The sequence below is a fragment of the Enterococcus silesiacus genome (assembly GCF_001886225.1).
GTDB classification, from domain to species: domain Bacteria; phylum Bacillota; class Bacilli; order Lactobacillales; family Enterococcaceae; genus Enterococcus_L; species Enterococcus_L silesiacus.
Genome location: NZ_JXLC01000008.1, coordinates 23,039 through 45,094 on the forward strand (window position 1 = coordinate 23,039; position 22,056 = coordinate 45,094).

Below are 22,056 nucleotides of genomic sequence, written 5' to 3' on the forward strand. Positions count from 1 at the left end.
CCTTTTCGATTTCAATTAGTTTTTAGATTACTTGAATAGTATATCGTCTTACTAAAAGTAAGTAAAGAGTTTTGACTTACTTTTTATAAGTTTTTTTCAGATAAAAAGAAAAAAGCCTAAGACAAGGGAATTATTGCCTCAAACTTTCCTCTTTCTATTTAAAAATCAACAAGGCTATTAATGTAATAATTGCTGGAATCCCTTGTTTTATCAAAATTGATTTGGATGAAGTCAGTCCACCATACACGGCAGCAACAACTACACAAATGATGAAAAATGTTACCGCACTCCAACTATTTGCTGCAAAAAGAGCACCCCATAAAATTCCTGTAGCTAAAAAGCCGTTATATAGTCCTTGATTTTTGAATAGCGTTTGGACTCTTGGATCATCCAAAAATTCTTTATCCAAACCAAAGCTACGTTGTGCTGCAGGTGATGTCGTTTGAAACATTTCCAAATATAAAATGTAATAATGTTCAACCGCAACGATTACAGCCAAAACTAATGGAATAATATGCATGATTTATCCTCCTATTTCCAAGTTGTAATATCAGCTGCTGGTAAGCGATAAGAAGGGTAGCCTGCTTCATTAGCTTTCCCAATTGAAACGATCATTACTGGGTAGTAACGTTCTTTATCCATGCCCAATGCTTCAGCAATTTTTTCACGTTCGAAGCCACCGATAGGATTTGTATCATAACCGTACGCTCTGGCTACTAACATTAAGTTCATCGCAGCTAAGGCACCATCAATCGTCGCCATTTCTTTTTTATCTTCTGTGGACATTTGCTCAAATAAAGGACTCAACACTTCTAATTGACGCTCTTTGACTTCTTGGGGCATTAAGTTTTGTTCAACCGCTGTACCATAGATTTTTTCGGCGTGCTCAAAGCTATTTAAATCACCAAAAATCACGATCATTGCGGCAGATGTTTCATTTTGTAACTTATTAAAACGAACAAGAGGTGCCAAAGCTTCTTTGCCTGCTTCACTTTCAACAACAGTAAAACGCCAAGGTTGCATATTCACTGAAGATGGCGCTTTAACGGTATCATTGATAATTTGTTCCATTTCTTCATGGCTGATTTTAACTGTGGGATCGTAGTTGCGAATCGATCTTCGGCCCTTCATAATCGTATCAAAATTATTTTCTCTATATGTGTTTTCCATAATATCCCTCATCTCTTTTGATCGTTCGAATATTTTCGAACATTAAAAATATATCACTCTCTCAGTAATATGTAAAGTAGAATGTTTATGTTATAATCTGTTTATGAAAAATAAACTGTCCAATACCAACGATCCTGTTCTTCAAGCATTACAAGCAGTTAGTGATCCGATCCGTTTAAACATTCTTACTTGTTTACTGATCGATGGTGAAAAGCGGATAACGTCAGAAAAATACCATATTGTAAAATCTACTTTATCTCACCATATAAAACTACTAAAAGATGCTCAGTTGATTCAAGAAATCAAAACAGGTACCACTAAAACGTACGTTTTAAATCAAGACTATATCCAGCAAGAATTACCTGGGCTACTAGAATTAATTCGCTTTAGAGCAGGAAAAACACCTAAATAAACCAACATCGACACAGCAAGCTGTTGATGTTGGTTTATTTATTTACTATTACACTTTTTTAGTAAGTCCTAATAACGCTCTTGCTTCATCTGGTGTAGCAACTTCTTTACCTAATTCAGCAATCAACGTTTTTGCCCGTTCGACAAACTCAACATTTGATTTTGCTAGCTGACCTTTGAAAAGGTAGCTATTATCTTCCATTCCAACTCGAACATGTCCGCCAAGTGCTAATGTTGTCATTAGAATCGGTGTACTTTCTTTACCAATACCAAAAGCACTCCACGTAGCATTTTCTGGCAATAAACTTTTTAAATAGACTAGATTTTCCACGGTTGCAGCAATCCCACCTGGGGCTCCTAAGACAAACTGGAAATGAAGTGGTTCTGTAAGGATGCCTTTTTTAGCATAATAAAGTGCGTTGTACAACATCCCTGGATCAAACACTTCAATTTCTGGTTTAACATTGACTTCCTGCATTTTTTTACCTAGTTTTTCTAAAAATAGTGGATTGTTTTCAAATACAGTCGTATGTTGCCAATTCATCGTACCACAATCATAACTTGCGATTTCAGGTAATAATTCAACAAATGGTTTCATTCGCTCGTCATCATTAAATCCTGTTCCCCCAGAAGTCGTGATATTAATGACAATATCACATTTTTCTCTGATCAAACCAACTGTTTCTTTGAATTTTTCAAAATCCATTGTGGGATTGCCCGCGTCATCTCTGACATGAATATGAGCAATTGCTGCTCCTGCTTGGTAACATTTATAAACTTCTTCGGCAATTTCCACGGGAGTCAATGGTACATTGGGATTATGTTCTTTCGTTGTATAGCCACCTGTTGTAGCCACGGTAATCATTACTTTATTTTTCAATTTTATCAAAGCCTTTCTATTCTTCAATCATTGCGACAGCACGAATCCAACCTGCACTTGCTGCTTTTAATTTTACAGGGAAACAACTGAATTTAAACCCTGTTGCAGGAACTTGATCTAGATTTGCAAGTTTCTCTATATGGCAATATGCTTTTTCGATTCCAGCAAAATGACCTTCCCAAATAATACTTTTATCACCAGTTTCATCAAATTCTTTTCCAACGATTTTCAGTGGTCTATCCCAACTCCAAGCATCAGTTCCCATCACATGAATGCCTTGATCGATCAACCATAAAGTAACTTCACGACCCATTCCACATCCTGCTGAAAGATAGTCGATCGTCCCCCATTTTTTTGAAGCACCCGTATTAACTAAGACAATATCGCCAGGCTTCAACGTATAGTTTAGGCGTGCAAATTCTTTTTCAAAATCTGCGATCGTTGCGGCCGATCCGTCAGCTTTGTCAGTAAAATCAACTACTACACCATCGCCATAACACCATTCTAAAGGAACTTCATCAATTGTCCAAGCTTTCTCACCATTATTCATGGTTGGATGATAATGATAAGGGGCATCTAAATGCGTCCCCGCATGTGTTGTCAATGACACATCTTCCAAAGCCCAAGCTAGCCCTTCAGGAAGATCTTCTGTCGTTGCTGTTCCAAAAAAACTCAGCATATAATCGATGCTGTCTTTATGGTCTTTGTATTTGATTTCGGGAATCATCCCCACTGGATCAGATGGCAAATCACTTTCAATAGTTGTACTTAAATCGATAAATTTCATGTTGTTTCCTCCTTATTTTAAAAGCTGAAAGAGCTTGGTCAGCCTTGACAGGAAAATAGGAAAAAATAAATGTGGTGCTCTTTACCACAATTATTTTTTATCTTTTTCCCGAAACCTTCAATCCTTAGAGCTTTAGCTCTTAGGAATTGATGAGATCGAAGCAAAGCGTAGTGGCTAGCTCTTGAAGCTAGATAATACAAAAGCGTAGCGGGCTCGTTTAGCTCTGACAGAAAAATAGGAAAAATTGACTGTGATGCTTTTTGTCACATTCCATTTTTATCTTTTTTCCGAAGAGCTAGCCNGTAGTGGCTAGCTCTTGAAGCTAGATAATACAAAAGCGTAGCGGGCTCGTTTAGCTCTGACAGAAAAATAGGAAAAATTGACTGTGATGCTTTTTGTCACATTCCATTTTTATCTTTTTTCCGAAGAGCTAGCCCGCGTAGCTAGATAATACAAAAGCTGAACGACTAGCCCGCATGTCTAATAATTCTTCATTCTACTAAAACAAAACAGCCAAGATAAATGCTGCGATAAACGCGATAAAACTACCTACTACCACAGAGATAAATAAATTTTTATAGGTTTCTTTGTGTGTCAAACCAGTTAGCGCATACATTGACAACAACGCACCGCATTGGGGTAAACAAGTTAGTACGCCTGAAGCAATGGCTGACATCCGGTGAATAATCGCAGGGTCAATCCCCATATCTACATAAGGCTGAACGAAATTGTTCATCACGATACCTAAGGCACCAGATGAAGAACCGGTTACACCAGCCATCGCGCCAGTTAAAACTGATAAGCTAATCAACGGGTTACCAGGTATACTTTGAATTCCAGCCAAAATTGTTTGAAAACCTGCTGCCGAAGCAACCACGGACCCAAAACCAACTGCAGATGCTGAAAAAATCGTTGGTGAGATTGCACCAGTAGCACCTAAATTCAGCACTTGCTTATGACTATCAATATATCTATGAAAGGCCAAACCAGAAACAATGATCGACACTGTTAAAGCCGGTATGATAATATTTCCGATTTTAAGAAAACTTCCAACAAAAATAATAACGATCAGTGTGACTAACGGAAGTAAACTTAAAAATAAATTTGGACTATTTTTCTGTTCTTTTTGGTCTTCTTTTTTTGAATATTTTGGATCGAAGGTTTCGCCATTATTCAAAGCTGTTTTTAGTTCTCTTTTCATACACCACAAACCCCAAATCGTTACAACGATCGATGCGACAATTCCTAGCATCGGTGCAGCCGTTAAGGTTGTCCCTAAAGTCATTGTGGGAATGACATTTTGAATTGCAGGAGTTCCTGGCATCATAGTCATTGTAACGGTTGCAACACCGAGAAAATAAGGTGTGATGATCAAGCGCCAAGGAATGTTTAACTTTTCAAACAAGTTTCTAGCTAAAGGAACGACTGCAAAAAGCACTACAAAGAGACTCACACCGCCGTATGTTAGCAATAAGCTCATTAGAAAAATAGCTACTAGCACAGAATACGGTTTTTCAGTGCCTGTTAATTTTAGAATACCATTTGCGATGGAATTTGCGGCACCACTTTCTTCAATATATTTTGCCAAAACTGATCCCAGTAAGAAAATAATAAAGAAGGAAGCAACAAACCCAGATAAGCCGCCCATATAAGAAGTGGGTCCTTTTAATAGACTATCCAAAATCGGCATTCGATTCGTCAACATCACGATCAAAGCGCATAAAGGTGAAATCACTAAAATATTTACCCCTTTAAGAGACAGATAAATGATCAATCCAGTAGCAAATATAACACCGACAATTGCTAAAATTTCCATTATCTAGACTCCCTTCTTTCAACGATCATCGATACACCCATCCCGCCGCCAACACAAAGTGTCGCCAAGCCTGTTTTTGCTTGAGTCTCATTTAATCCATGTAACAAAGTAGTCAAAATTCTGGCTCCTGAAGCGCCGATTGGATGACCTAAGGCAATTGCTCCACCGTGAATATTGGTTTTTTCCAAATCAAGATTTAGTTCTTTTGCGACAGTCAAAGATTGTGCCGCAAATGCTTCGTTTGACTCAATTAAATCAATTGCTTCAATCGTCAGACCTGTTTTTTGCAGCACTTTTTTTGTTGAAACCACAGGACCATAGCCCATGATCGCTGGATCCACCCCTTCAAATGCATAACCTTTGATCGTTGCCATATAGGAAATGCCTAGTAATTCTGCTTTTTCTTTACTCATTAAGAGCATCATCGCAGCACCGTCATTAATACCGGAGGCATTTCCTGCCGTAACCGTCCCTTGCTCTTTGAAGACGGTCTTCAATTGTCCTAATTTTTCGATAGACAAACCTGCTCGAGGTCCTTCATCAGCTGTCATGATAAACGGCTCCTGTTTTTTTCTAGGAATCGTGATCGGGACGATTTGCTCGTCGAAGGCATGCTCCTCAATAGCTTTCAACGCTTTTTCTTGACTGTTTAAAGCAAATGCATCTTGTGCTTCTCGTGTAATATTGAATTGCTCCGCTAAATTCTCAGCAGTGATCCCCATATGAATCCCAGAAAAGGCATCCGTCAAACCATCAGATAAAATCGTATCCGTTAACTGACCATGACCCATTCGCAATCCCCAACGGCTGTCTGATGAAACATAGCCTGCTTGGCTCATACTTTCACTACCACCAACTAAAACAACTTCCCGATCCCCTGACAAAATGGCTTGAGCCCCATTGATCACAGCTTTTAACCCGGAACCACAAACATTGCCCACAGTTGATGCAGGAACAGTAAAAGGAATGCCAGCATTTACGGCAATTTGCCGGGCCACATTTTGACCTTTACCAGCCGATAAAACATTGCCGATAATTACTTCTTCAATCAACTCTTTTTCAATACCTGCTTTTTCAATGAGTCTTTCCACTACTTTAACACCTAAATCAACTGCTGAAAATTGTGCAAGTGAACCGCCGAAACTCCCAATCGGGGTTCTCATTGCCGATACGATCACGACTTCTTTCATAAAACAACTCCCTTTCCTATTCCCTCAAGCAGCGACTGACCAATGGTAAAGTCAGCCTCTGTTTTTGCTTTGATCTCTTCTAAAGTACTTTCATTACAAATTTCAATCAAGGTTAATTGCCCCTCGATAAATTCAAACACCGCTAGCTCCGTAACAATCATCGAAACCACAGCACTTGCTGTCAACGGCAGCGCACATTCCTTTAGTATTTTGGGCTCGTTCTTTTTGGTTGTATGCTCCATTGCGATAATTACTTTTTTAGCGCCTGCAACAAGATCCATTGCACCACCCATTCCTGGAATCAATTTCCCTGGAATCATCCAATTCGCTAGATTACCTTGTTGATCTACTTGCAGTCCACCTAAAACGGTGATATCGATATGTCCACCTCGGATCAGTGAAAATGATGTTAAACTATCAATAAATGCGCCGCCTTTAATGATTCCTGCTGGTGCACCACCAGCGTTGACTAATGTTGACGTTTGCTGATTTCCAGATGGTTTATCGATTCCCACAACCCCATTTTCTGATTGCAGAAAGACTGTAATATCAGGGTCAATATAATTTGAGACCAATGTCGGCATCCCAATCCCTAAATTTACAACATCGCCGTCTTTTAATTCTTGCGCGACTCTTTGCGTAATTTTTTCTTTTAATGATAACTGTTTTTGCTGCATACCTACTGCTCCTTCACCAAAATTTTATCGATTACGACGAATGGCGTAACAATTGCTTCTGGATCTAATTCACCAGCTTTCACGAATTCGTCGACCTCTACAATCACAGTATCAGCAGCAAGTGCCATAACTGGATTGAAATTACGCGCTGCTTGTTGGTAAACAAGATTGCCTAACTCATCTGCTTTATGAGCCTTGATCAATGCGACATCAGCTTTAAGCGGCGTTTCTAAAAGATATTGTCGATTATCAATTTCGATCATCTCTTTACCTTCTTCAACAATTGTCCCTACACCAGTTGGGGTTAAAAAACCGCCCAGTCCGGAGCCACCTGCATGGATTTTTTCGGCTAATGTTCCTTGAGGAATTAATTCTACAGCTATTTCTTCATTGATCATTTGTCTTCCAGTTTCAGCGTTCATCCCAATATGAGAAGCAATAACTTTGTCAACTTTTCGATGCAATAATAAATGACCGACACCAAGTTTACTCTGATCTTCCCCAGCTAAAACTCCTGTATCATTGGTAATAATCGTTAAATTTTCAACATTTGTTTGAACAAGTTGATTGATCGCAGTCTCAGGAATGCCAACAGACATAAAGCCACCAATCATAATTGTATCACCCGTATGAATATAATTTATCAATTCTTCTTTGTTTATCCTTTTCATAACTACCTCCAACAATCAAAAATAAAACGGTTGCATTTCTTTTATAGCTCTATAATATCAATGCTAGCGCCCACTGTCTAAGACTTTATTTTTATATCACCTATATGTTAAGGTTATAGGTATAAAATAGTTATTAAAAAGAAGCATTTTTTGGAGGGGATTCATTTTGGATATTAAACAATTGAAATACTTCGTTACGATCGTTGATTCAGATAATAATTTATCTGCTGCTGCAAAAAAAATACATCTATCTCAACCGGCATTAAGTAAAATGATCAAAACGTTTGAAGAAGAAGAAAATGTCGCATTATTCGTCCGCAATCAGGGAAAGTTGTCCTCACTAACAACCGTTGGAGAAATGTTTTATGAACAAGCCCTTGAGGTTATTACTACGTATGAAGAGATGATGAAACAATTGGAAGCGAAAAACCGCTTTTTAAAAGGTACGATCACGATTGGTATTCCTCCATTGATTCTCTCCTTGGTTTTTGCTAGTTTTTTATCTAAGTTTATTCTTGAGCATCCAGAGATTAAAATCAATATCATTGAAGAAGGAGCTCATGAATTAAAAAAAATGCTCTTGGTAAATGAAATTGATTTAGCTATTTTGCTGCAGCCGACAGAACTTACAAGTATTGAAGAACATACCTTAGTTGAAGACGAGTTGTACGCCTTTATGAGCATCAACAATAAGTTTGCTGAGCAAGAATTTATTTCTTGGGAAGAGTTAGCCAAAGAGCCATTAGCATTATTTAATGATACTTTTATGATTCACCATCTCGTTATTAGTTATTTTGATAAATTAAATTTAAAACCAACGGTCAAAATTCAATCTGGCGCCTGGGATTTATTGCTAAAAACAACATTTGATACACCTTTTTTGACTATTTTGCCTGCTCCCGTTAAGGATTTTATTCAAGAGCGAGATTATAAAGCGGTACGAATGCATCATCCGTTGTCTTGGAAAGTAACCGTGTGTCGACAAAAGAAGAAAAACTATTTGAATGTGGAAAAATTTGTTTTAAATAGTATTTTGAACTATTTTTCGGCATTATAAACATTGAAAAAATCTCCAGAACAAAACTAAATAAGTTTTGTTCTGGAGATTCTATATTTTTTAGATAATTAGGTAGGCTAGTCAGCCATTTTTATAACAATTTTTCCGACAGCATGGTGGGTTTCACTCAATGCATGAGCATCATAAACACCTTGTCTAGAGAATGGGAAAACTTCACCCACAACTGAGATCACTTTGCCAGAAGCCATTAAATCTGCAATTTCTTGTAGTTGTTTGCCGTTGGTTTGAAGCCAAATACTTTCAGCTTTAATATTTTTTTCTTTGGCTAACTCTTCATCTGCAATCCCAACGATTGAAATTAAGCGTCCCGTATCTGGTTTTAGCACAGAGAAACTTGCTTTTTGGATATCGCCACCCATTGTATCAAAAACTAAATCGATATCTGTTAACACGTCAGCAAAGTTTGTTGTATGATAATCAATCACTTCATCTGCACCTAGTTTTTTGAGCAAAGCATGATTTTTTTCGCTAGCCGTTGTAATAACATAGGCACCCGCTTGTTTCGCTAATTGGATCGCATAGGTTCCTACACCGCCAGCTCCAGCATGAATCAAGACTTTTTCACCTTTTTGAAGTTGTCCATGATCAAAAAGTGCTTGTAACGCTGTTAACCCAGCTAAAGGAACAGCTGCTGCTGCTTCAAACGTAACATTTTCAGGGATTCTTGCTAATAGATTCTCATCAACGATCGTCTCTTCAGCATAGGTTCCAAAACGCGTTGTTTCAGGACGAGCAAAGATTTTATCTCCAACTTTCCAATCAGTTACCGCACTACCAACTGCTGTAATAACACCAGCAACATCCCAACCTAAAATGATTGGAAACGGCCAGTCAAACATTTGTTTTAAATAACCTTCTCTTAATTTCCAGTCAATTGGATTGATCGATGTTGCATGTTCTTTAACAAGTACTTGGTGTTCTTTTAATTCAGGTAAGGTTACGTCTTGTTCCGTTAGTTCTTCTTTGCTACCATATTGATTGATGACTACTGCTTTCATATTTACGATTCCTCCGTCTTTTAAACAAAATGTGAACTCAGTATACTCCTTATTTCTCATTTAGGTAAAAAATATGCTTACAAAAAATAAGAACAAAACGCTGAACGTCTTGTTCTTATCTTTTACTTATAGCTTATTCATAACGCAATGATTCGATTGGATCTAGTTTCGCTGCTCTTCTGGCTGGCAATGTTCCAGCAAGGAATGCGATTCCCATAATGATCAAAATAATCACAGCGGACGAAGATAGTGAAAATTGAATCAAGGTAAAGCCAGTTAATGACTGCAAGAATGAGTCAGCTGCGATTTGATTGATCAACGCACCTGCTCCGACTGCTCCTAAAATACCTAATAAGGAACCTAAAAATCCAATCAACGCGGCTTCAAAACTGAAAATTGTAAAGACTTTGCCGCTGCTAAGTCCCATCGCTTTCATCAAACCAATTTCTCTTGTCCGTTCTTGCACTGACATATACAATGTGTTGATGATTCCAAAACTTGCCGCTAATAATGCAATCGCACCAAACATCGTTAAGACACCCGTGATCGCATTGATTACATTTCTGATCATACCGATTTGGTCTTCAACCGTTTGTCCCATATAGCCCGCTTTATCTAAACGTTCTTTTACATCTGCGATTTCTGATTTTGTCACATCTTTGCTCATTTCACCCATGATCAGTCCATATTGGCCAGTCATCGCTTCTGGTAAACCTTCTTCGTTGATTTTTGAGATTTCATCCACAAGCGAACGGTTCAAAATAGACATTCCGCCTTGGATTAAACTAGTATTACGTACACCAACGATGGTCGCTTCAACTGTTTTTTCTTCTCCAGTGGCAGCAGAAGGTGCTGCAAGTTTGATTGTTTTACCAATTGCTTCTTCACTTGATTTATAACCTAAAGATTTTACATATTCAGGTGCTAAATTGATTTGAAATTCCGAACTCTTTTGATCAAGTCCTTTGCCTGCTTCAAGATCTACATTCAATTCTTCTACCATCGGCATTCCTGAAAAGACATATTTTTCATTGTTCTTTCCTGAAATATAACTTGTCGCAACGGATTTCATTGCTTCCGCATTTTTGATCCCATCAATTTTTTTAATTTTCTCAAGATCTTTGCTATCTAAAGCTTCCTGCTGCTGCATTGAGCTTGTCTTTTGGTCTTCATCATATTTTTGTGGCTCGCCTTCCTCACCAGTAGCTCCACTCATTTTTGGCTGAATCATGATTTGATTTTGACCACCCACACTACCGACTTGTTTATCGATATAATCATTGACCCCGATATTGACACCTGTTGTCAATGAAATCGTAAATGCTCCTATAAAAATGGCTACGATCGTTAAAATCGTCCGCCCTTTATTACGCATCAAATTTGAACTGGCTGATTTTAAAATATCACTAACTTTCATCTACTCGTTCCCTCCCACAATTAATCCGTCACGTACATGGATTTGACGATCACAGCGTGCTGCAAGTTCTGGATCATGCGTCACAATAATCAGCGTGATCCCTTTTTCTTTGTTCAAATCAAATAATAGCTGCTCGATTTTATCCCCTGTTGTCGAATCCAGATTTCCTGTAGGTTCGTCTGCAAAAATAATTTTAGGGTTATTGACTAGAGCTCGCGCAATACACACACGTTGCTTTTGACCACCAGATAAGTTGTTAGCTTTATTGTTGATTTTATCGTCTAATTCAACAGCTTTCAGTGCTTCAAGCGCCATTTCTTTACGTTTACTATTTGAAATACCACCGATTTTCAATGGCAACATAACATTATTTAAAACGGTATCTTTTGGGTTCATGAAAAATTGTTGGAAAACAAAACCGAATTGTTTGTTTCTCGTTTTATCCAACTCTTTTTTACTAATACTCGTTACATTTTGGTCATTTAATAAAATTTCTCCTGAAGTTGGTTGATCTAATAATGCTAAAATATGCATCAATGTCGATTTGCCTGATCCGCTTTTTCCAATGATCGCAACGGATTCTCCTTCTTCAATTTTCAGATCTACACCTTTTAATGCATCAAATTTTGATTCATTACGGCCATAACTTTTCTTTATATTTCTTGCTTCAATTACAGACATGTTTTCCCCTCCACTAATTCTATCGCTTTATTCTGCATTTCTTCGTTATTTTACAAACCTAATTCCTCTTTTTCATGTGCTCCTTCCTGCTTCTTTCTCTTACTATTTTGCGGTAATTCAGCGAACTTGTCATGGTACCTAAGACCTATATTTTACGGACTTAAGGTTGATAAAAAAACAACACCTATCAGCTGTTAACGCTAACAAGCATTGTTTCTCAGTCTTTTTGATAACAAAAACAAATTGAACTATTCCCCTATTCCTTCATCAATAACAATATATCTAATGTACGCTGTACTGCTTTATATAAATTTGTTTTAGCTTCAATCATCGCTTCATCCAGTGTTGTTATATGATCAATGATTGGTACGATTACTGAAACCCCCTCTTCACTAAATCGTTTTTGATCGCCTTTAAAACTGCCTACAAATGCGATCACTGGTACATTGTATTTTTTTGCAATCCGTCCAATGCCAATCGGTACTTTCCCTTGAAGGCTCTGAACATCCATCTGCCCTTCGCCAGTAATGACTAAATCAGCTTGTTCGATCGCTTGTTCTAAGTCTGTTTGTTCTGAAATAAACTCAAAGCCAGAGTAAAAGACTCCTTTTAAAAATACCCTGATCGCAAAGCCAAGACCTCCAGCTGCACCATCTCCTGAAAAATCATCTTGAGCCCCACTTATTACTTTTTGATAATTCTTCATGCCATACTCATATTTGTCTACTTCATTTTCCGTTAAACCTTTTTGACGGCCAAACATGTGGACTGCACCTGAATCACCTAACAATGGGCTCGCAACATCTGAAGCAATCAAAAATGTGATTTCTGCTAAACGTGATTCTAAATGTTCATCTGAAAAATGAGTGATTTGGCCTAAGCTGCTTCCTTTAGCTGGCAACAGTTGTCCAGCTTGATCAAAAAATTCAACCCCTAAAGCGCTCAATAAACCGATTCCGCCATCTACTGTCCCAGTTCCACCCAGCCCGACAACGATTGTTTTAGCCCCTTGCTCCATGGCAGCCAAAATCAGCTCTCCAGTACCATAAGAGGACGTATTTAGTGGATGGGTCTTTTCCGTACCATCTAAATATTGAATGCCTGAAGCTGCAGCAGATTCGATCACAGCTAATTTTTGAGATTCAAACCAACCAAAATCGACTGTGACCAACTGTCCATCTAACGCCTTTATTTGTACAGGAATTTGCTGTCCGCCACTATTTTTTACGACAGCCGCCACGGTCCCTTCACCACCGTCTGCGATAGCTACTTCTTTCACAACATGCCCTTGTTTTGTAAAGACCTCTGCGACGATTTGATTCGCTTCAATACTAGACAGCGAGCCTTTCATTGAATCAATAGCTGTTACAATATTCATCTTCTACCCTCCATCGTGCTACCTTGATACTGTCTATTTTACCATCCTTTGACTCTTAGTACGTACTATTACTGCTAGTGTTTCATCAAAAAAAGGACTAAGACATAACTCATAAAGTTAAACCTCAGTCCTTAAAAATCCTAATACATAGTTAGCAGGGCTTCGCTTCGATCACGCGGAAATAAAGCTGTTATCCCCAACTTTTGATGCATACTATTTTTCCAGCATACGATACCCAATCCCGATTTCAGTTAGAATATATTCTGGTTCAACGGGATTATCTTCAATTTTCTTGCGTATATTCGACATATTGACTCTAAGTGTTTGGCTTTCATTACTGTATGGTCCCCACACTTTTTGAGAGATATAGGTATGTGTTAGCACTTTGCCAATATTTTCACCAAGCACTTGGATGATCTTATATTCGTTTGGTGTTAGGTGGATCACTTGGCCTTGTTTACTGACTGTGTGATGCTCTATATCAATACATAAATCACCGTTATTGATCTTCTTCAGTTCACTTTGAGGACTGGAATTACTTGTAGCATGCCTCATGGCTGTCCTGATCCTGGCAAGTAATTCAGGTGTGCCAAATGGTTTTGTAATGTAATCATCTGCTCCTAAATCAAGCGCTTCGACCTTATTATTTTCATGATCTCGCGCAGAAATAATAATAATCGATATCGCAGATGTTTCACGGATTTTTTTCAACACTTCGATCCCATCTTGATCAGGCAAACCCAAATCAAGTAAAATCAAATCCATCGACCACATCCGAAATGTTGACAATCCCTCTAATGCTGAATGAGCCAAATGGATCGTATGCTTTTCTTTTTCTAAAACAGCGCCCATAAATTCAGCAATTACATCATCGTCTTCAATAATCAAAATCGTCGCCATTTTTTTACTCCTTTCGCTCCAGTGGTAAAGTGAATGTAAAAATTGCTCCTCCTTGGGGCCTATTCCCAGCATTTAGAGTGCCATCATGAGCCATGATGATCGTTTTGACAATCGACAAGCCGATTCCCATACCACTCTTAGAATCAACTGGCGTACTCTGTTTGGTCATTCCACTAAACAATAGTTTGAGTTGCTCTGTGGTCAAGCCCTTCCCTTGGTCGGCTATTTCAAAAGTGATTTCTTTTTCATTTAAAGTGACCGTCACAAAAATGGGCGAGTCACTCTTTGAATGCCGGATCGCATTTTCCATCAAGTTAAACAACACCTGCTCGATCAAGATCGAATCCATCGGCACTAATACAAATTCCTCTGGTAAAGTTACGTTGATTTCACTCTTCGGATAGCTTTTTCTGATGCGTTGAATCGCTGTAGAAACTACTTCTTCTGCAGCTTCTTTGCTTTTAGCAACTTTCATGGTTTCTTCATTGATACGCGTGATTGATAATAAATTTTCCACCATGCGAATCAGCCAATCGGCATCCTCTTTGATGCCTGTAAGTAGTTTACGCTTGGTTTCATCTGGAAGTTTTGCAGTCTCACGATCATTTAAAATCGTTTCAACAGAACCAGAAATTCCAGTCAAAGGTGTCCGCAAGTCATGAGAAATCGCCCGTAATAAATTCCCCCGCATCCGCTCTTTTTCACTTTCAAATAAAATTTTCTGACGCTCTGATGTCAATTTATTTTGTTCGATGGCCAGAGAAAGTTGGGTGGAAATCAATTCTAAAAAGCTGATGATTTCATCTGTAATTGGAGTTTCTTTGCTTTTTTCGATACCGATCACAGCTAATGTAACACCATTTGATAACACAGGTAAATAAAGAGCTTTCGCCCCCATCAACGTGTCTGTCCCATAGCCAGCCTCTTTTTGATTCACAAAAACCCAATTGGCAACAGCTAACTCTTCTAAGCTTCTTAGAGGTCCTTTAATGGGCGCTCCTGCTGGATTTTTTAATTCTGGTTCGCCATACAAAACCACTTCTCGATCCAACATATTGGATAAATATTCGGCCGTTGTCGACAAGATTTCTTTTTGGTCATGGGTCACTAGGTACTTTTTATTCAATTCATATAAAATTTCTAACTGATGTTCACGTTTCATAGCATAAAAAGCTTGTTTTTTGATTTGCATCATTAAATTACTGACTAATAATGCTACCAAAAGCATAAAAATCAAGGTCACTGGATAGCCTTGTTTATAGACAGTCAGTGAATAAAGTGGCTCTACAAAGAACCAATTGAACATCAATACGCTGACAATCGAGGCTAACGCTGCCCATAAATAACCTGTCGTTACCCGAGCCACCAGCAGCACAAACAAAATATAAATCAAAATCAAATTTTGATCCCCAATATGATAATAGGAACCTAGTTCAGATAGTAGTGTAGCGATGGCTAGTAGCCCTAGGGTCATGTAAAAATCTTTCCACGTAAAAATATTTTTTAAATTCTTTTTCTTAGTAGTATAGTTATTTAATAAATATTTAGATGATTGATAAGGGACTAAATGAATATCCACATCTGGAATAAAAGAAACGAGTTCATCTTCCAAATCGGGTCGATACAGACGGATAAAACGTGATCGCTTGATAATTTTACCCATTACTAGGTCTGTCACACCTCGCATTTTTACATACTGAATGATCGTTTCTCGCTGATTGTCACTTTCTAAGGTGACTACTTCACCACCAAGCTTTGTTGCCAGTTTGGAATTATCGGACTCTGAATGCTCAGACATATCTTCTAGGATTTCTAAGGCGATCCATTCAGTACCAAGCGCTTGGGCCAAACGAGCAGTCCAGCGTAAACATTTTTTTGTCATATCAGGATTTTTTTCATCAATGATCGTTAATAATCTGGAATGGATCCCTGTATTCTTTTGTGTTTCTTGCTGATTGGTTGTATTGATATGATCTGACGCTTTGCGGATTGCTAAACCCCTTAGTAGCGTTAAATTGTCGGATTTAAAAAAATTAGCCATTGCTTTTTTAGCATTCTCTGAATGATAAATTTTTCCTTGTTTTAGCCGTTCCAATAATTCTTCTGTTTCAATATCAACAACTTTTAATGAACTGATTTCAAAAAATGTATCTGGTACCGTTTCAGAAATATGAATGCCAGTGACTTGTTCCACCACATCATTTAGGCTTTCAATGTGTTGGACATTGACTGTTGTATATACATCAATACCAGCCTTTAGCAGTTCTTCAATATCTTGATATCTTTTTCTATTTCTAGCACCGATCGCATTTGTATGAGCGAGTTCGTCTACTAGAATAATATCTGCTTTTGCTTTTAAGGCAGCATCTACGTCAAATTCATTGATCGTGATCCCTTTATAGTTGTATTTTTTTGTTGGTAATGTGGGTAAACCTGCCACTAGAGCTTCTGTTTCAGGGCGAGCATGGGGCTCTACATAGCCCACCAAGACGGTTCTGCCTTCTGTCAATTGTTCATGGGCTTCTTTTAGCATGGCATAGGTTTTTCCTACACCTGCCGCATAACCGAAGAAAACCTTCAGTCGACCAGACCTCAGGCTTTGTTCGTTTTTCTTCCATTTTTCTAATAGCTGTTCTGGATCTAAGCGTTCATCTTCCACTTGTCATGCCATCCTTTATTCAGAGGTTGAAACAGAAGGGATTGCCTCCAAGCTATAGGCGCTTGAAATGGAGGGGCTTTTTCTTCTGATTCCACCAGTTATTCAGACTCATCTAATAATTGATTGACTCCTAATACGTTCACACGTTTTGAATCAACTGGTCCGATTTTAAGTCCAGTGGTATTTTGTTTGATTATAGCACGGACTTGCGTGTTTTTCATATTTCTGGCAACTGCGATTCGCTCAACTTGAGTCATTGCGGCTTCTATTGAGATTTCAGGATCGACGCCACTTGCTGACGCTGTGACCAGATCGATGGGCACTTCTTTTGTGTCAGCCTTTTGTACTCGTTCTTTAACACGAGCTTGTTGTTCTTTGGAAACAGGTGATAACTGGCTGACCTGATCCGGGCGTCCGTGCAGGTATTTCTCTTCCGTAAAGGACTGGCCAATCAATTTTGAGCCTAGGATAACGGTCTTATCAGCTTGTTGTTCTTTGATCAGACTACCATTAGCTTGGGCTGGAAATAGAACTTGTCCGACTGCTGTAACTGCTGCGGTGTATATCACACCGCAGAGCACAGTAAATAGTAAAATACTTTTTAGTGAAGCTATCATTATTTTTTTCATATGTCCTCTTCTCCTATAAAAAAATGAGCACCAATTTTTTCAATTTCGTATCTTGTTTACCTGTGAATCATTCTGTCAATACATAATGAAGGTCAAAACGATATCGATTAGTTTAATCGCGATAAATGGTGCTATGACACCACCTAATCCATACACAAGTAAGTTGTGACTCAAAATTTTACTTGCTGGTTTTTCTTTATACGACACGCCTTTTAAGGCTAAAGGAATCAACGCTACGATAATAACAGCATTATAGATGATCGCTGATAAGATCGCTGTGGTCGGGTTCGTCAATTTCATGATGTTCAAGGCATCTAAAGCGGGATAAATACTGAAAAACAAGACTGGAATGATTGCAAAATATTTTGCAATATCATTGGCAATACTAAAGGTCGTCAAGGCGCCGCGTGTCATTAATAATTGTTTCCCTATTTTTACGATACTGATCAATTTGGTTGGGCTAGAATCTAGATCGATCATGTTCCCTGCTTCTTTTGCGGCTTGCGTTCCTGTATTCATGGCGACAGCAACATCAGCTTGAGCTAATGCTGGCGCATCATTAGTACCATCACCTGTCATTGCGACTAAGTGTCCTTTTTCTTGATAGTCACGAATCAAACTCATTTTATTTTCTGGGGTTGCTTCTGCTAGAAAATCATCAACGCCGGCTTCAGCCGCAATTGCGGCGGCTGTCATTGGGTTATCTCCTGTGATCATAATTGTTTTGATTCCCATTTTGCGCATATCTTCAAACTTTTCTTTCACACCATTTTTTACGATATCTTTTAAATAGATTACGCCAAAAACTTGGTTGTTTTTAACCACAACTAGCGGTGTTCCGCCTTCATTAGCGACTCGTCGGACGATTACATCGCACTCTTCAGGATACTTATTGCCTTTTTCTTCTACATATTTTTTCATCGTATCAGCTGCGCCTTTACGGATTTCGTCCCCTTGGTAATTGATACCGCTCATCCGGGTTTTGGCTGTAAACTCGATAAATTCAACTTCAACATGATTTAATTCACGGCCGCGGATATCAAATTTTTCTTTCGCTAAGATGACGATACTACGTCCTTCGGCTGTTTCATCCGCTAAAGAGGATAATTGCGCAGCATCTGCTAAATCAAATTCACTTACACCTGTGACTGGAATAAATTCGCTTGCGCGACGGTTACCTAACGTGATTGTTCCTGTCTTGTCTAATAATAGAATATCAACATCACCAGCGGCTTCAATCGCACGTCCGCTCATAGCAATCACATTTTCTTTGTTTAAGCGGCTCATTCCAGCAATTCCAATAGAAGAAACCAACGCACCAATGGTTGTTGGTGCTAAACAAACGAGTAAGGCGATGATCGTTGTTAAAGCTAAAGCAGAACCGTTACCAACTAACTCACTTGAAAACTTTGTGAATGGGAGTAAGGTTGCTGAAACGACTAGAAAAATGATTGTCAGCATAATCAAAATAATCTGTAGCCCAATTTCATTCGGTGTTTTTTTCCTTTCAGTTCCTTCAACCATGGAAATCATTTTATCTAAAAAGGATTCACCATTTTCAGCGGTCACTTTAATCACTAAATAATCTGAAACAACGGTTGTGCCTCCCGTAACAGCACTGCGGTCACCACCAGATTCTCGAATCACCGGAGCCGATTCACCTGTGATAGCACTTTCGTCCACTGAAGCTGCGCCCTCGATCACGTCACCATCCATCGGAATTTGTTCGTTGACTACTACATAAACAAGGTCGCCTTTTTTCAATTCTGATGATTTGATTTGTGTGAATTTTTTTGCTTTCGCTTCTTCTATTGAAGCAACTTTATGCGCTATGACATCTTTTTTTGCTTGCTTTAAACTTTCCGCTTGTGCTTTTCCGCGACCTTCAGCAATCGCTTCAGCAAAGTTAGCGAATAAAATCGTCAGCCATAAAATAATCGCGATCGCTAAGATAAAAAATGGTTCCGTATCTGTATATCCAACGAATGTTAGAACATATAGGATCGTCGTTAAAATCGCACCTAGATAAACAACTAACATGACTGGATTTTTTATTTGAATGTTTGGGGCCAATTTTTTAAATGACGAGCGAACTGCATCAATATAAACATGGCGCTTACTTTGTGTATTTTTCACTTGTTTCCCCTTCTTTACCTTATTTTGTCATAAAGTGTTCTGCGATCGGTCCTAATGCCATAGATGGCAAGAAGCTTAATGCTCCGATGACTAAAATCACAATGATCAACATCGTAACAAATGTTGCATTTGTCGTTGATAGTGTTCCTGATCCTGTTGCTACGATTTTCTTTTTCCCTAAATTGGAAGCCAAATAGATTACAGCCAACATCGGGATAAACCGAGAAAGAATCATAATGCTGCCTCCCAATATATTCAAGAATGTTGTATCTGTTGTCAGACCTGCAAAAGCACTTCCGTTATTGTTAGCTAGAGATGAAAACGCATAAAGAATCTCAGAAAAACCGTGCGGCCCTTGATTGTTTAGCCATGACATTGCTTGAGGGTTCAAAATAAACAACATCGTTCCGATTAAGGTCAGCAACAATGGTGTCAAGATCACCAGACAAGCCATTTTCATATCGAAAGGTTCAATTTTTTTCCCTAAATATTCTGGCGTTCTTCCCACCAATAAACCAGCAATAAAGATAGCTAGCAAGATGAAAACGATCATCCCATAAAGTCCACTGCCAGCACCGCCAAAGATGATTTCGCCCAACTGCATCAGGAACATTGGGATCAACCCGCCAAGTGGTGTAAAGCTATCCAGCATGGCATTAATGGAACCATTGGAAGCAGCTGTCGTGCTGACTGCCCAAAGAGCAGACCAACCAATGCCAAAACGTGTTTCTTTTCCTTCCAGATTCATTTGACCGATCACATGATTAAACTGAGGTCCATAATATTCACTCAAAGTCACACCGATTAAGGCTGCAATCAAAAAGCCCAATGAAACGATCATGATTGTTCTGCCTTGTTTCCAGTCTTTCACGAATAGGCCGAAAGCTACAATCAACGCTGCTGGAATGATGAGTATCGAAATATTTTCAATAAAGTTACTGATCAAATTAGGATTTTCAAAAGGATGAGCAGAGTTGGCGCCAAAATAGCCACCACCATTGGTTCCTAATTGTTTGATCGCGACTTGACTAGCAACAGTTCCTAATGGTAAAAAGATTTTTTGCCCTAATTCTAAACTGGTCGTTTCAACAGAACCAGCAAATGTTTGAACAACGCCTTGAGAAATCAAGAGCAGAGAAACGGCAAAAGAAATCGGTAATAAAATATATAAAATAATTTTCGTTAAATCTTGCCAAAAATTGCCAATCTGCTTCGTTGTCCGATTGGTAAAGCCACGAAGCAAAACAAACAACACGGCAATCCCAACAGCTGCTGATACAAAGTTTTGAACGGTTAGTCCAAAGGCTTGTGTAAAGATCGATAACGTATCTTCACCAGCATAAGCTTGCCAGTTGGTATTGGTAATAAAACTTGCTGCAGTATTAAATGCTAATGAAAAGCTAGTGCCCGGTAGCTTTTCTGGATTTAATGGTAAAAAACCTTGTCCTAAAAGCATTGCCATCAAAAGAACAAACGAAAAGAAACTGAAAAACAAAACGCTTAAGCCATATTGCTTAGCAGTCATTTCTTTTTGGGCTGGCGTTCCTAGAAATTGATAGATCTTCGTTTCGATTGGGTTGATGATTTTTGTCAGGAACGTTTTTTGATTGGTCATCACTTTATGGATATAAAAACCGATTGGAACAGCTAAACCGATCAAGACGATGAAAAAGCTAGCTTGTTGGATAATAATTGCACTCACTGTTGATCCCCCCAAAATAGTTGGTAAAATAAATAAATAAGCAGTAGTCCTGCGATAATTCCCGTAATAATCGTCATCAAAATTCCTCTCCTTCATTTGATGAGATTAGCATATCAAATTTTATATAAAGATAGTGTTAAAGTTGGGGTTGGTTCTTTATACGATCTTTATACTAGTAAGGGGTTTCAATTTGTCCCTGCTAGAACATCCGTAAAAAAATGAATTTACTCCGAATTTTAAGTATTTTATGTTGCTGTCGCACAACTGAATAGCAACATTAGCAAAAAAAGCCCCTGAAGAACCAAATTCTTCTGGGGCTTACTCTTTATGTTCTTTTTCAGGAATAAATTATACCATGAGCTGATTATTGATAGCTAAAAAAACTTTCCTACAGTAACTTTTCAATATCTCCGGCGATTTTTTCAGGCTCCACAGTCGGTGCAAAGCGTTTTACTACATTGCCGTCACGATCCACTAAAAACTTCGTAAAGTTCCACTTGATCGCGCCACCTAAAAGTCCACCTTTTTCACCTTTTAAAAATTCATATAATGGATCTGCATTCTCGCCATTCACATCGATTTTTCCAAATGTTTGAAACGTCGTTTGATAGGTCAACTGACAAAAATCACTGATTTCTTGATTGGTTCCAGGTGCTTGGTGCCCAAATTGATTACAAGGAAAATCTAAGATTTCTAAGCCTTGCTCACGGTATTTTTTATATAACTCTTCTAAGCCTTCATATTGAGGTGTAAATCCGCAACCTGTCGCTGTATTTACGATCAGGAGTACTTTGCCACGGTAATCTTCCATCGAAATGGTCTCATCATTTGTCGTTTTCACTTGATAATCATAAATACTCATTCTACTTCTTCCTC

At 38.5% G+C, this 22,056-nt stretch carries 20 protein-coding genes; 2 read left to right on the forward strand and 18 right to left on the reverse strand.

The genetic code is table 11. The features are described 5' to 3' along the window. Positions 1-154: 154 nt before the first annotated feature. Complete coding sequence (locus RV15_RS07160) at positions 155-520, reverse strand: DUF1304 domain-containing protein (protein WP_071877375.1); 366 nt, start codon at positions 518-520, stop codon at positions 155-157. Between the two features lie 11 nt (positions 521-531). Further along, positions 532-1,170: a nitroreductase family protein gene (locus RV15_RS07165; RefSeq protein WP_071877376.1), complete on the reverse strand. Its 639-nt coding sequence runs from the start codon at positions 1,168-1,170 to the stop codon at positions 532-534. Positions 1,171-1,273: 103 nt separating this feature from the next. Between RV15_RS07165 and RV15_RS07170 the strand changes: the two genes are divergently transcribed. Continuing rightward, on the forward strand, positions 1,274-1,582 hold the full coding sequence (locus RV15_RS07170) for an ArsR/SmtB family transcription factor (RefSeq protein ID WP_071877377.1): 309 nt from the start codon (positions 1,274-1,276) through the stop codon (positions 1,580-1,582). Positions 1,583-1,630: 48 nt separating this feature from the next. Here RV15_RS07170 and RV15_RS07175 read toward each other — a convergent pair whose 3' ends face one another. From RV15_RS07175 to RV15_RS07200, 6 genes are all read right to left on the reverse strand, one after another. Further along, positions 1,631-2,488 (reverse strand): beta-keto acid cleavage family enzyme, encoded by an 858-nt coding sequence (locus RV15_RS07175; RefSeq protein WP_217265807.1) that lies wholly within the window; start codon positions 2,486-2,488, stop codon positions 1,631-1,633. Next, positions 2,478-3,248, reverse strand: a complete 771-nt coding sequence (locus RV15_RS07180) for a cyclase family protein (protein ID WP_071877378.1) — start codon at positions 3,246-3,248, stop codon at positions 2,478-2,480. The genes RV15_RS07175 and RV15_RS07180 overlap by 11 nt, the downstream gene beginning before the upstream one ends. Positions 3,249-3,747: 499 nt before the next feature. Continuing rightward, positions 3,748-5,064 carry a GntP family permease gene (locus tag RV15_RS07185; protein WP_071877379.1) on the reverse strand — a complete coding sequence of 439 codons (1,317 nt, stop codon included), beginning with the start codon at positions 5,062-5,064 and terminating at the stop codon, positions 3,748-3,750. Next, entirely contained in the window at positions 5,064-6,254 is a 1,191-nt protein-coding gene (locus RV15_RS07190) for an acetyl-CoA C-acetyltransferase (protein WP_071877380.1), read from the reverse strand. The genes RV15_RS07185 and RV15_RS07190 overlap by 1 nt, the downstream gene beginning before the upstream one ends. Beyond that, positions 6,251-6,931: a 3-oxoacid CoA-transferase subunit B gene (locus RV15_RS07195; RefSeq protein WP_071877381.1), complete on the reverse strand. Its 681-nt coding sequence runs from the start codon at positions 6,929-6,931 to the stop codon at positions 6,251-6,253. Before RV15_RS07195 ends, RV15_RS07190 begins: the two co-directional genes overlap by 4 nt. Before the next feature lie 2 nt (positions 6,932-6,933). Then, the gene (locus RV15_RS07200; RefSeq protein WP_071877382.1) at positions 6,934-7,602 is read right to left on the reverse strand and encodes a CoA transferase subunit A; all 669 of its coding nucleotides are present in this window, start codon (positions 7,600-7,602) and stop codon (positions 6,934-6,936) included. A gap of 166 nt (positions 7,603-7,768) precedes the next feature. Between RV15_RS07200 and RV15_RS07205 the strand changes: the two genes are divergently transcribed. Then, a complete protein-coding gene (locus RV15_RS07205) occupies positions 7,769-8,659 on the forward strand; it encodes a LysR family transcriptional regulator (RefSeq protein WP_071877383.1) in 891 nt (296 codons plus the stop codon). Between the two features lie 77 nt (positions 8,660-8,736). Here the strand turns inward: RV15_RS07205 and RV15_RS07210 are convergent, their stop codons facing one another. The 10 genes from RV15_RS07210 to RV15_RS07255 all read right to left on the reverse strand — a co-directional run bounded on the left by RV15_RS07210 (position 8,737) and on the right by RV15_RS07255 (position 22,042). Beyond that, positions 8,737-9,678, reverse strand: coding sequence for an NADP-dependent oxidoreductase (locus RV15_RS07210; RefSeq protein ID WP_071877384.1), 942 nt, complete (start codon positions 9,676-9,678; stop codon positions 8,737-8,739). A 133-nt stretch (positions 9,679-9,811) separates the two neighbouring features. Further along, the gene (locus RV15_RS07215; protein WP_071877385.1) at positions 9,812-11,095 is read right to left on the reverse strand and encodes an ABC transporter permease; all 1,284 of its coding nucleotides are present in this window, start codon (positions 11,093-11,095) and stop codon (positions 9,812-9,814) included. Next, a complete protein-coding gene (locus RV15_RS07220) occupies positions 11,096-11,776 on the reverse strand; it encodes an ABC transporter ATP-binding protein (protein ID WP_071877386.1) in 681 nt (226 codons plus the stop codon). A 256-nt stretch (positions 11,777-12,032) separates the two neighbouring features. Then, positions 12,033-13,154 carry a glycerate kinase gene (locus RV15_RS07225; protein WP_071877387.1) on the reverse strand — a complete coding sequence of 374 codons (1,122 nt, stop codon included), beginning with the start codon at positions 13,152-13,154 and terminating at the stop codon, positions 12,033-12,035. Positions 13,155-13,367: 213 nt separating this feature from the next. Then, positions 13,368-14,054, reverse strand: a complete 687-nt coding sequence (locus RV15_RS07230; protein ID WP_071877388.1) for a response regulator transcription factor — start codon at positions 14,052-14,054, stop codon at positions 13,368-13,370. A gap of 4 nt (positions 14,055-14,058) precedes the next feature. Next, positions 14,059-16,713, reverse strand: coding sequence for a sensor histidine kinase (locus RV15_RS07235; protein WP_071877389.1), 2,655 nt, complete (start codon positions 16,711-16,713; stop codon positions 14,059-14,061). 98 nt (positions 16,714-16,811) lie between these two features. Further along, a complete protein-coding gene (locus tag RV15_RS07240) occupies positions 16,812-17,342 on the reverse strand; it encodes a potassium-transporting ATPase subunit C (RefSeq protein ID WP_071877390.1) in 531 nt (176 codons plus the stop codon). A gap of 75 nt (positions 17,343-17,417) precedes the next feature. Next, entirely contained in the window at positions 17,418-19,478 is a 2,061-nt protein-coding gene (kdpB, locus tag RV15_RS07245) for a potassium-transporting ATPase subunit KdpB (protein WP_071877391.1), read from the reverse strand. A gap of 19 nt (positions 19,479-19,497) precedes the next feature. Further along, complete coding sequence (gene kdpA, locus RV15_RS07250) at positions 19,498-21,180, reverse strand: potassium-transporting ATPase subunit KdpA (protein WP_071877392.1); 1,683 nt, start codon at positions 21,178-21,180, stop codon at positions 19,498-19,500. 388 nt (positions 21,181-21,568) lie between these two features. Further along, a complete protein-coding gene (locus RV15_RS07255) occupies positions 21,569-22,042 on the reverse strand; it encodes a glutathione peroxidase (protein ID WP_071877393.1) in 474 nt (157 codons plus the stop codon). Between the last annotated feature and the right edge of the window lie 14 nt (positions 22,043-22,056).

Excerpts from the sequence above, each read along its gene's own strand:
- RV15_RS07170 (WP_071877377.1), top strand. The coding sequence starts at position 1,274 with ATGAAAAATAAACTGTCCAATACCAACGATCCTGTTCTTCAAGCATTA.
- RV15_RS07195 (WP_071877381.1), bottom strand. The coding sequence starts at position 6,931 with ATGCAGCAAAAACAGTTATCATTAAAAGAAAAAATTACGCAAAGAGTC.
- RV15_RS07210 (WP_071877384.1), bottom strand. The coding sequence starts at position 9,678 with ATGAAAGCAGTAGTCATCAATCAATATGGTAGCAAAGAAGAACTAACG.
- RV15_RS07200 (WP_071877382.1), bottom strand. The coding sequence starts at position 7,602 with ATGAAAAGGATAAACAAAGAAGAATTGATAAATTATATTCATACGGGT.
- RV15_RS07190 (WP_071877380.1), bottom strand. The coding sequence starts at position 6,254 with ATGAAAGAAGTCGTGATCGTATCGGCAATGAGAACCCCGATTGGGAGT.
- RV15_RS07215 (WP_071877385.1), bottom strand. The coding sequence starts at position 11,095 with ATGAAAGTTAGTGATATTTTAAAATCAGCCAGTTCAAATTTGATGCGT.
- RV15_RS07240 (WP_071877390.1), bottom strand. The coding sequence starts at position 17,342 with ATGAAAAAAATAATGATAGCTTCACTAAAAAGTATTTTACTATTTACT.
- RV15_RS07180 (WP_071877378.1), bottom strand. The coding sequence starts at position 3,248 with ATGAAATTTATCGATTTAAGTACAACTATTGAAAGTGATTTGCCATCT.
- RV15_RS07255 (WP_071877393.1), bottom strand. The coding sequence starts at position 22,042 with ATGAGTATTTATGATTATCAAGTGAAAACGACAAATGATGAGACCATT.
- RV15_RS07165 (WP_071877376.1), bottom strand. The coding sequence starts at position 1,170 with ATGGAAAACACATATAGAGAAAATAATTTTGATACGATTATGAAGGGC.
- RV15_RS07160 (WP_071877375.1), bottom strand. The coding sequence starts at position 520 with ATGCATATTATTCCATTAGTTTTGGCTGTAATCGTTGCGGTTGAACAT.
- RV15_RS07185 (WP_071877379.1), bottom strand. The coding sequence starts at position 5,064 with ATGGAAATTTTAGCAATTGTCGGTGTTATATTTGCTACTGGATTGATC.
- RV15_RS07225 (WP_071877387.1), bottom strand. The coding sequence starts at position 13,154 with ATGAATATTGTAACAGCTATTGATTCAATGAAAGGCTCGCTGTCTAGT.
- RV15_RS07230 (WP_071877388.1), bottom strand. The coding sequence starts at position 14,054 with ATGGCGACGATTTTGATTATTGAAGACGATGATGTAATTGCTGAATTT.
- RV15_RS07220 (WP_071877386.1), bottom strand. The coding sequence starts at position 11,776 with ATGTCTGTAATTGAAGCAAGAAATATAAAGAAAAGTTATGGCCGTAAT.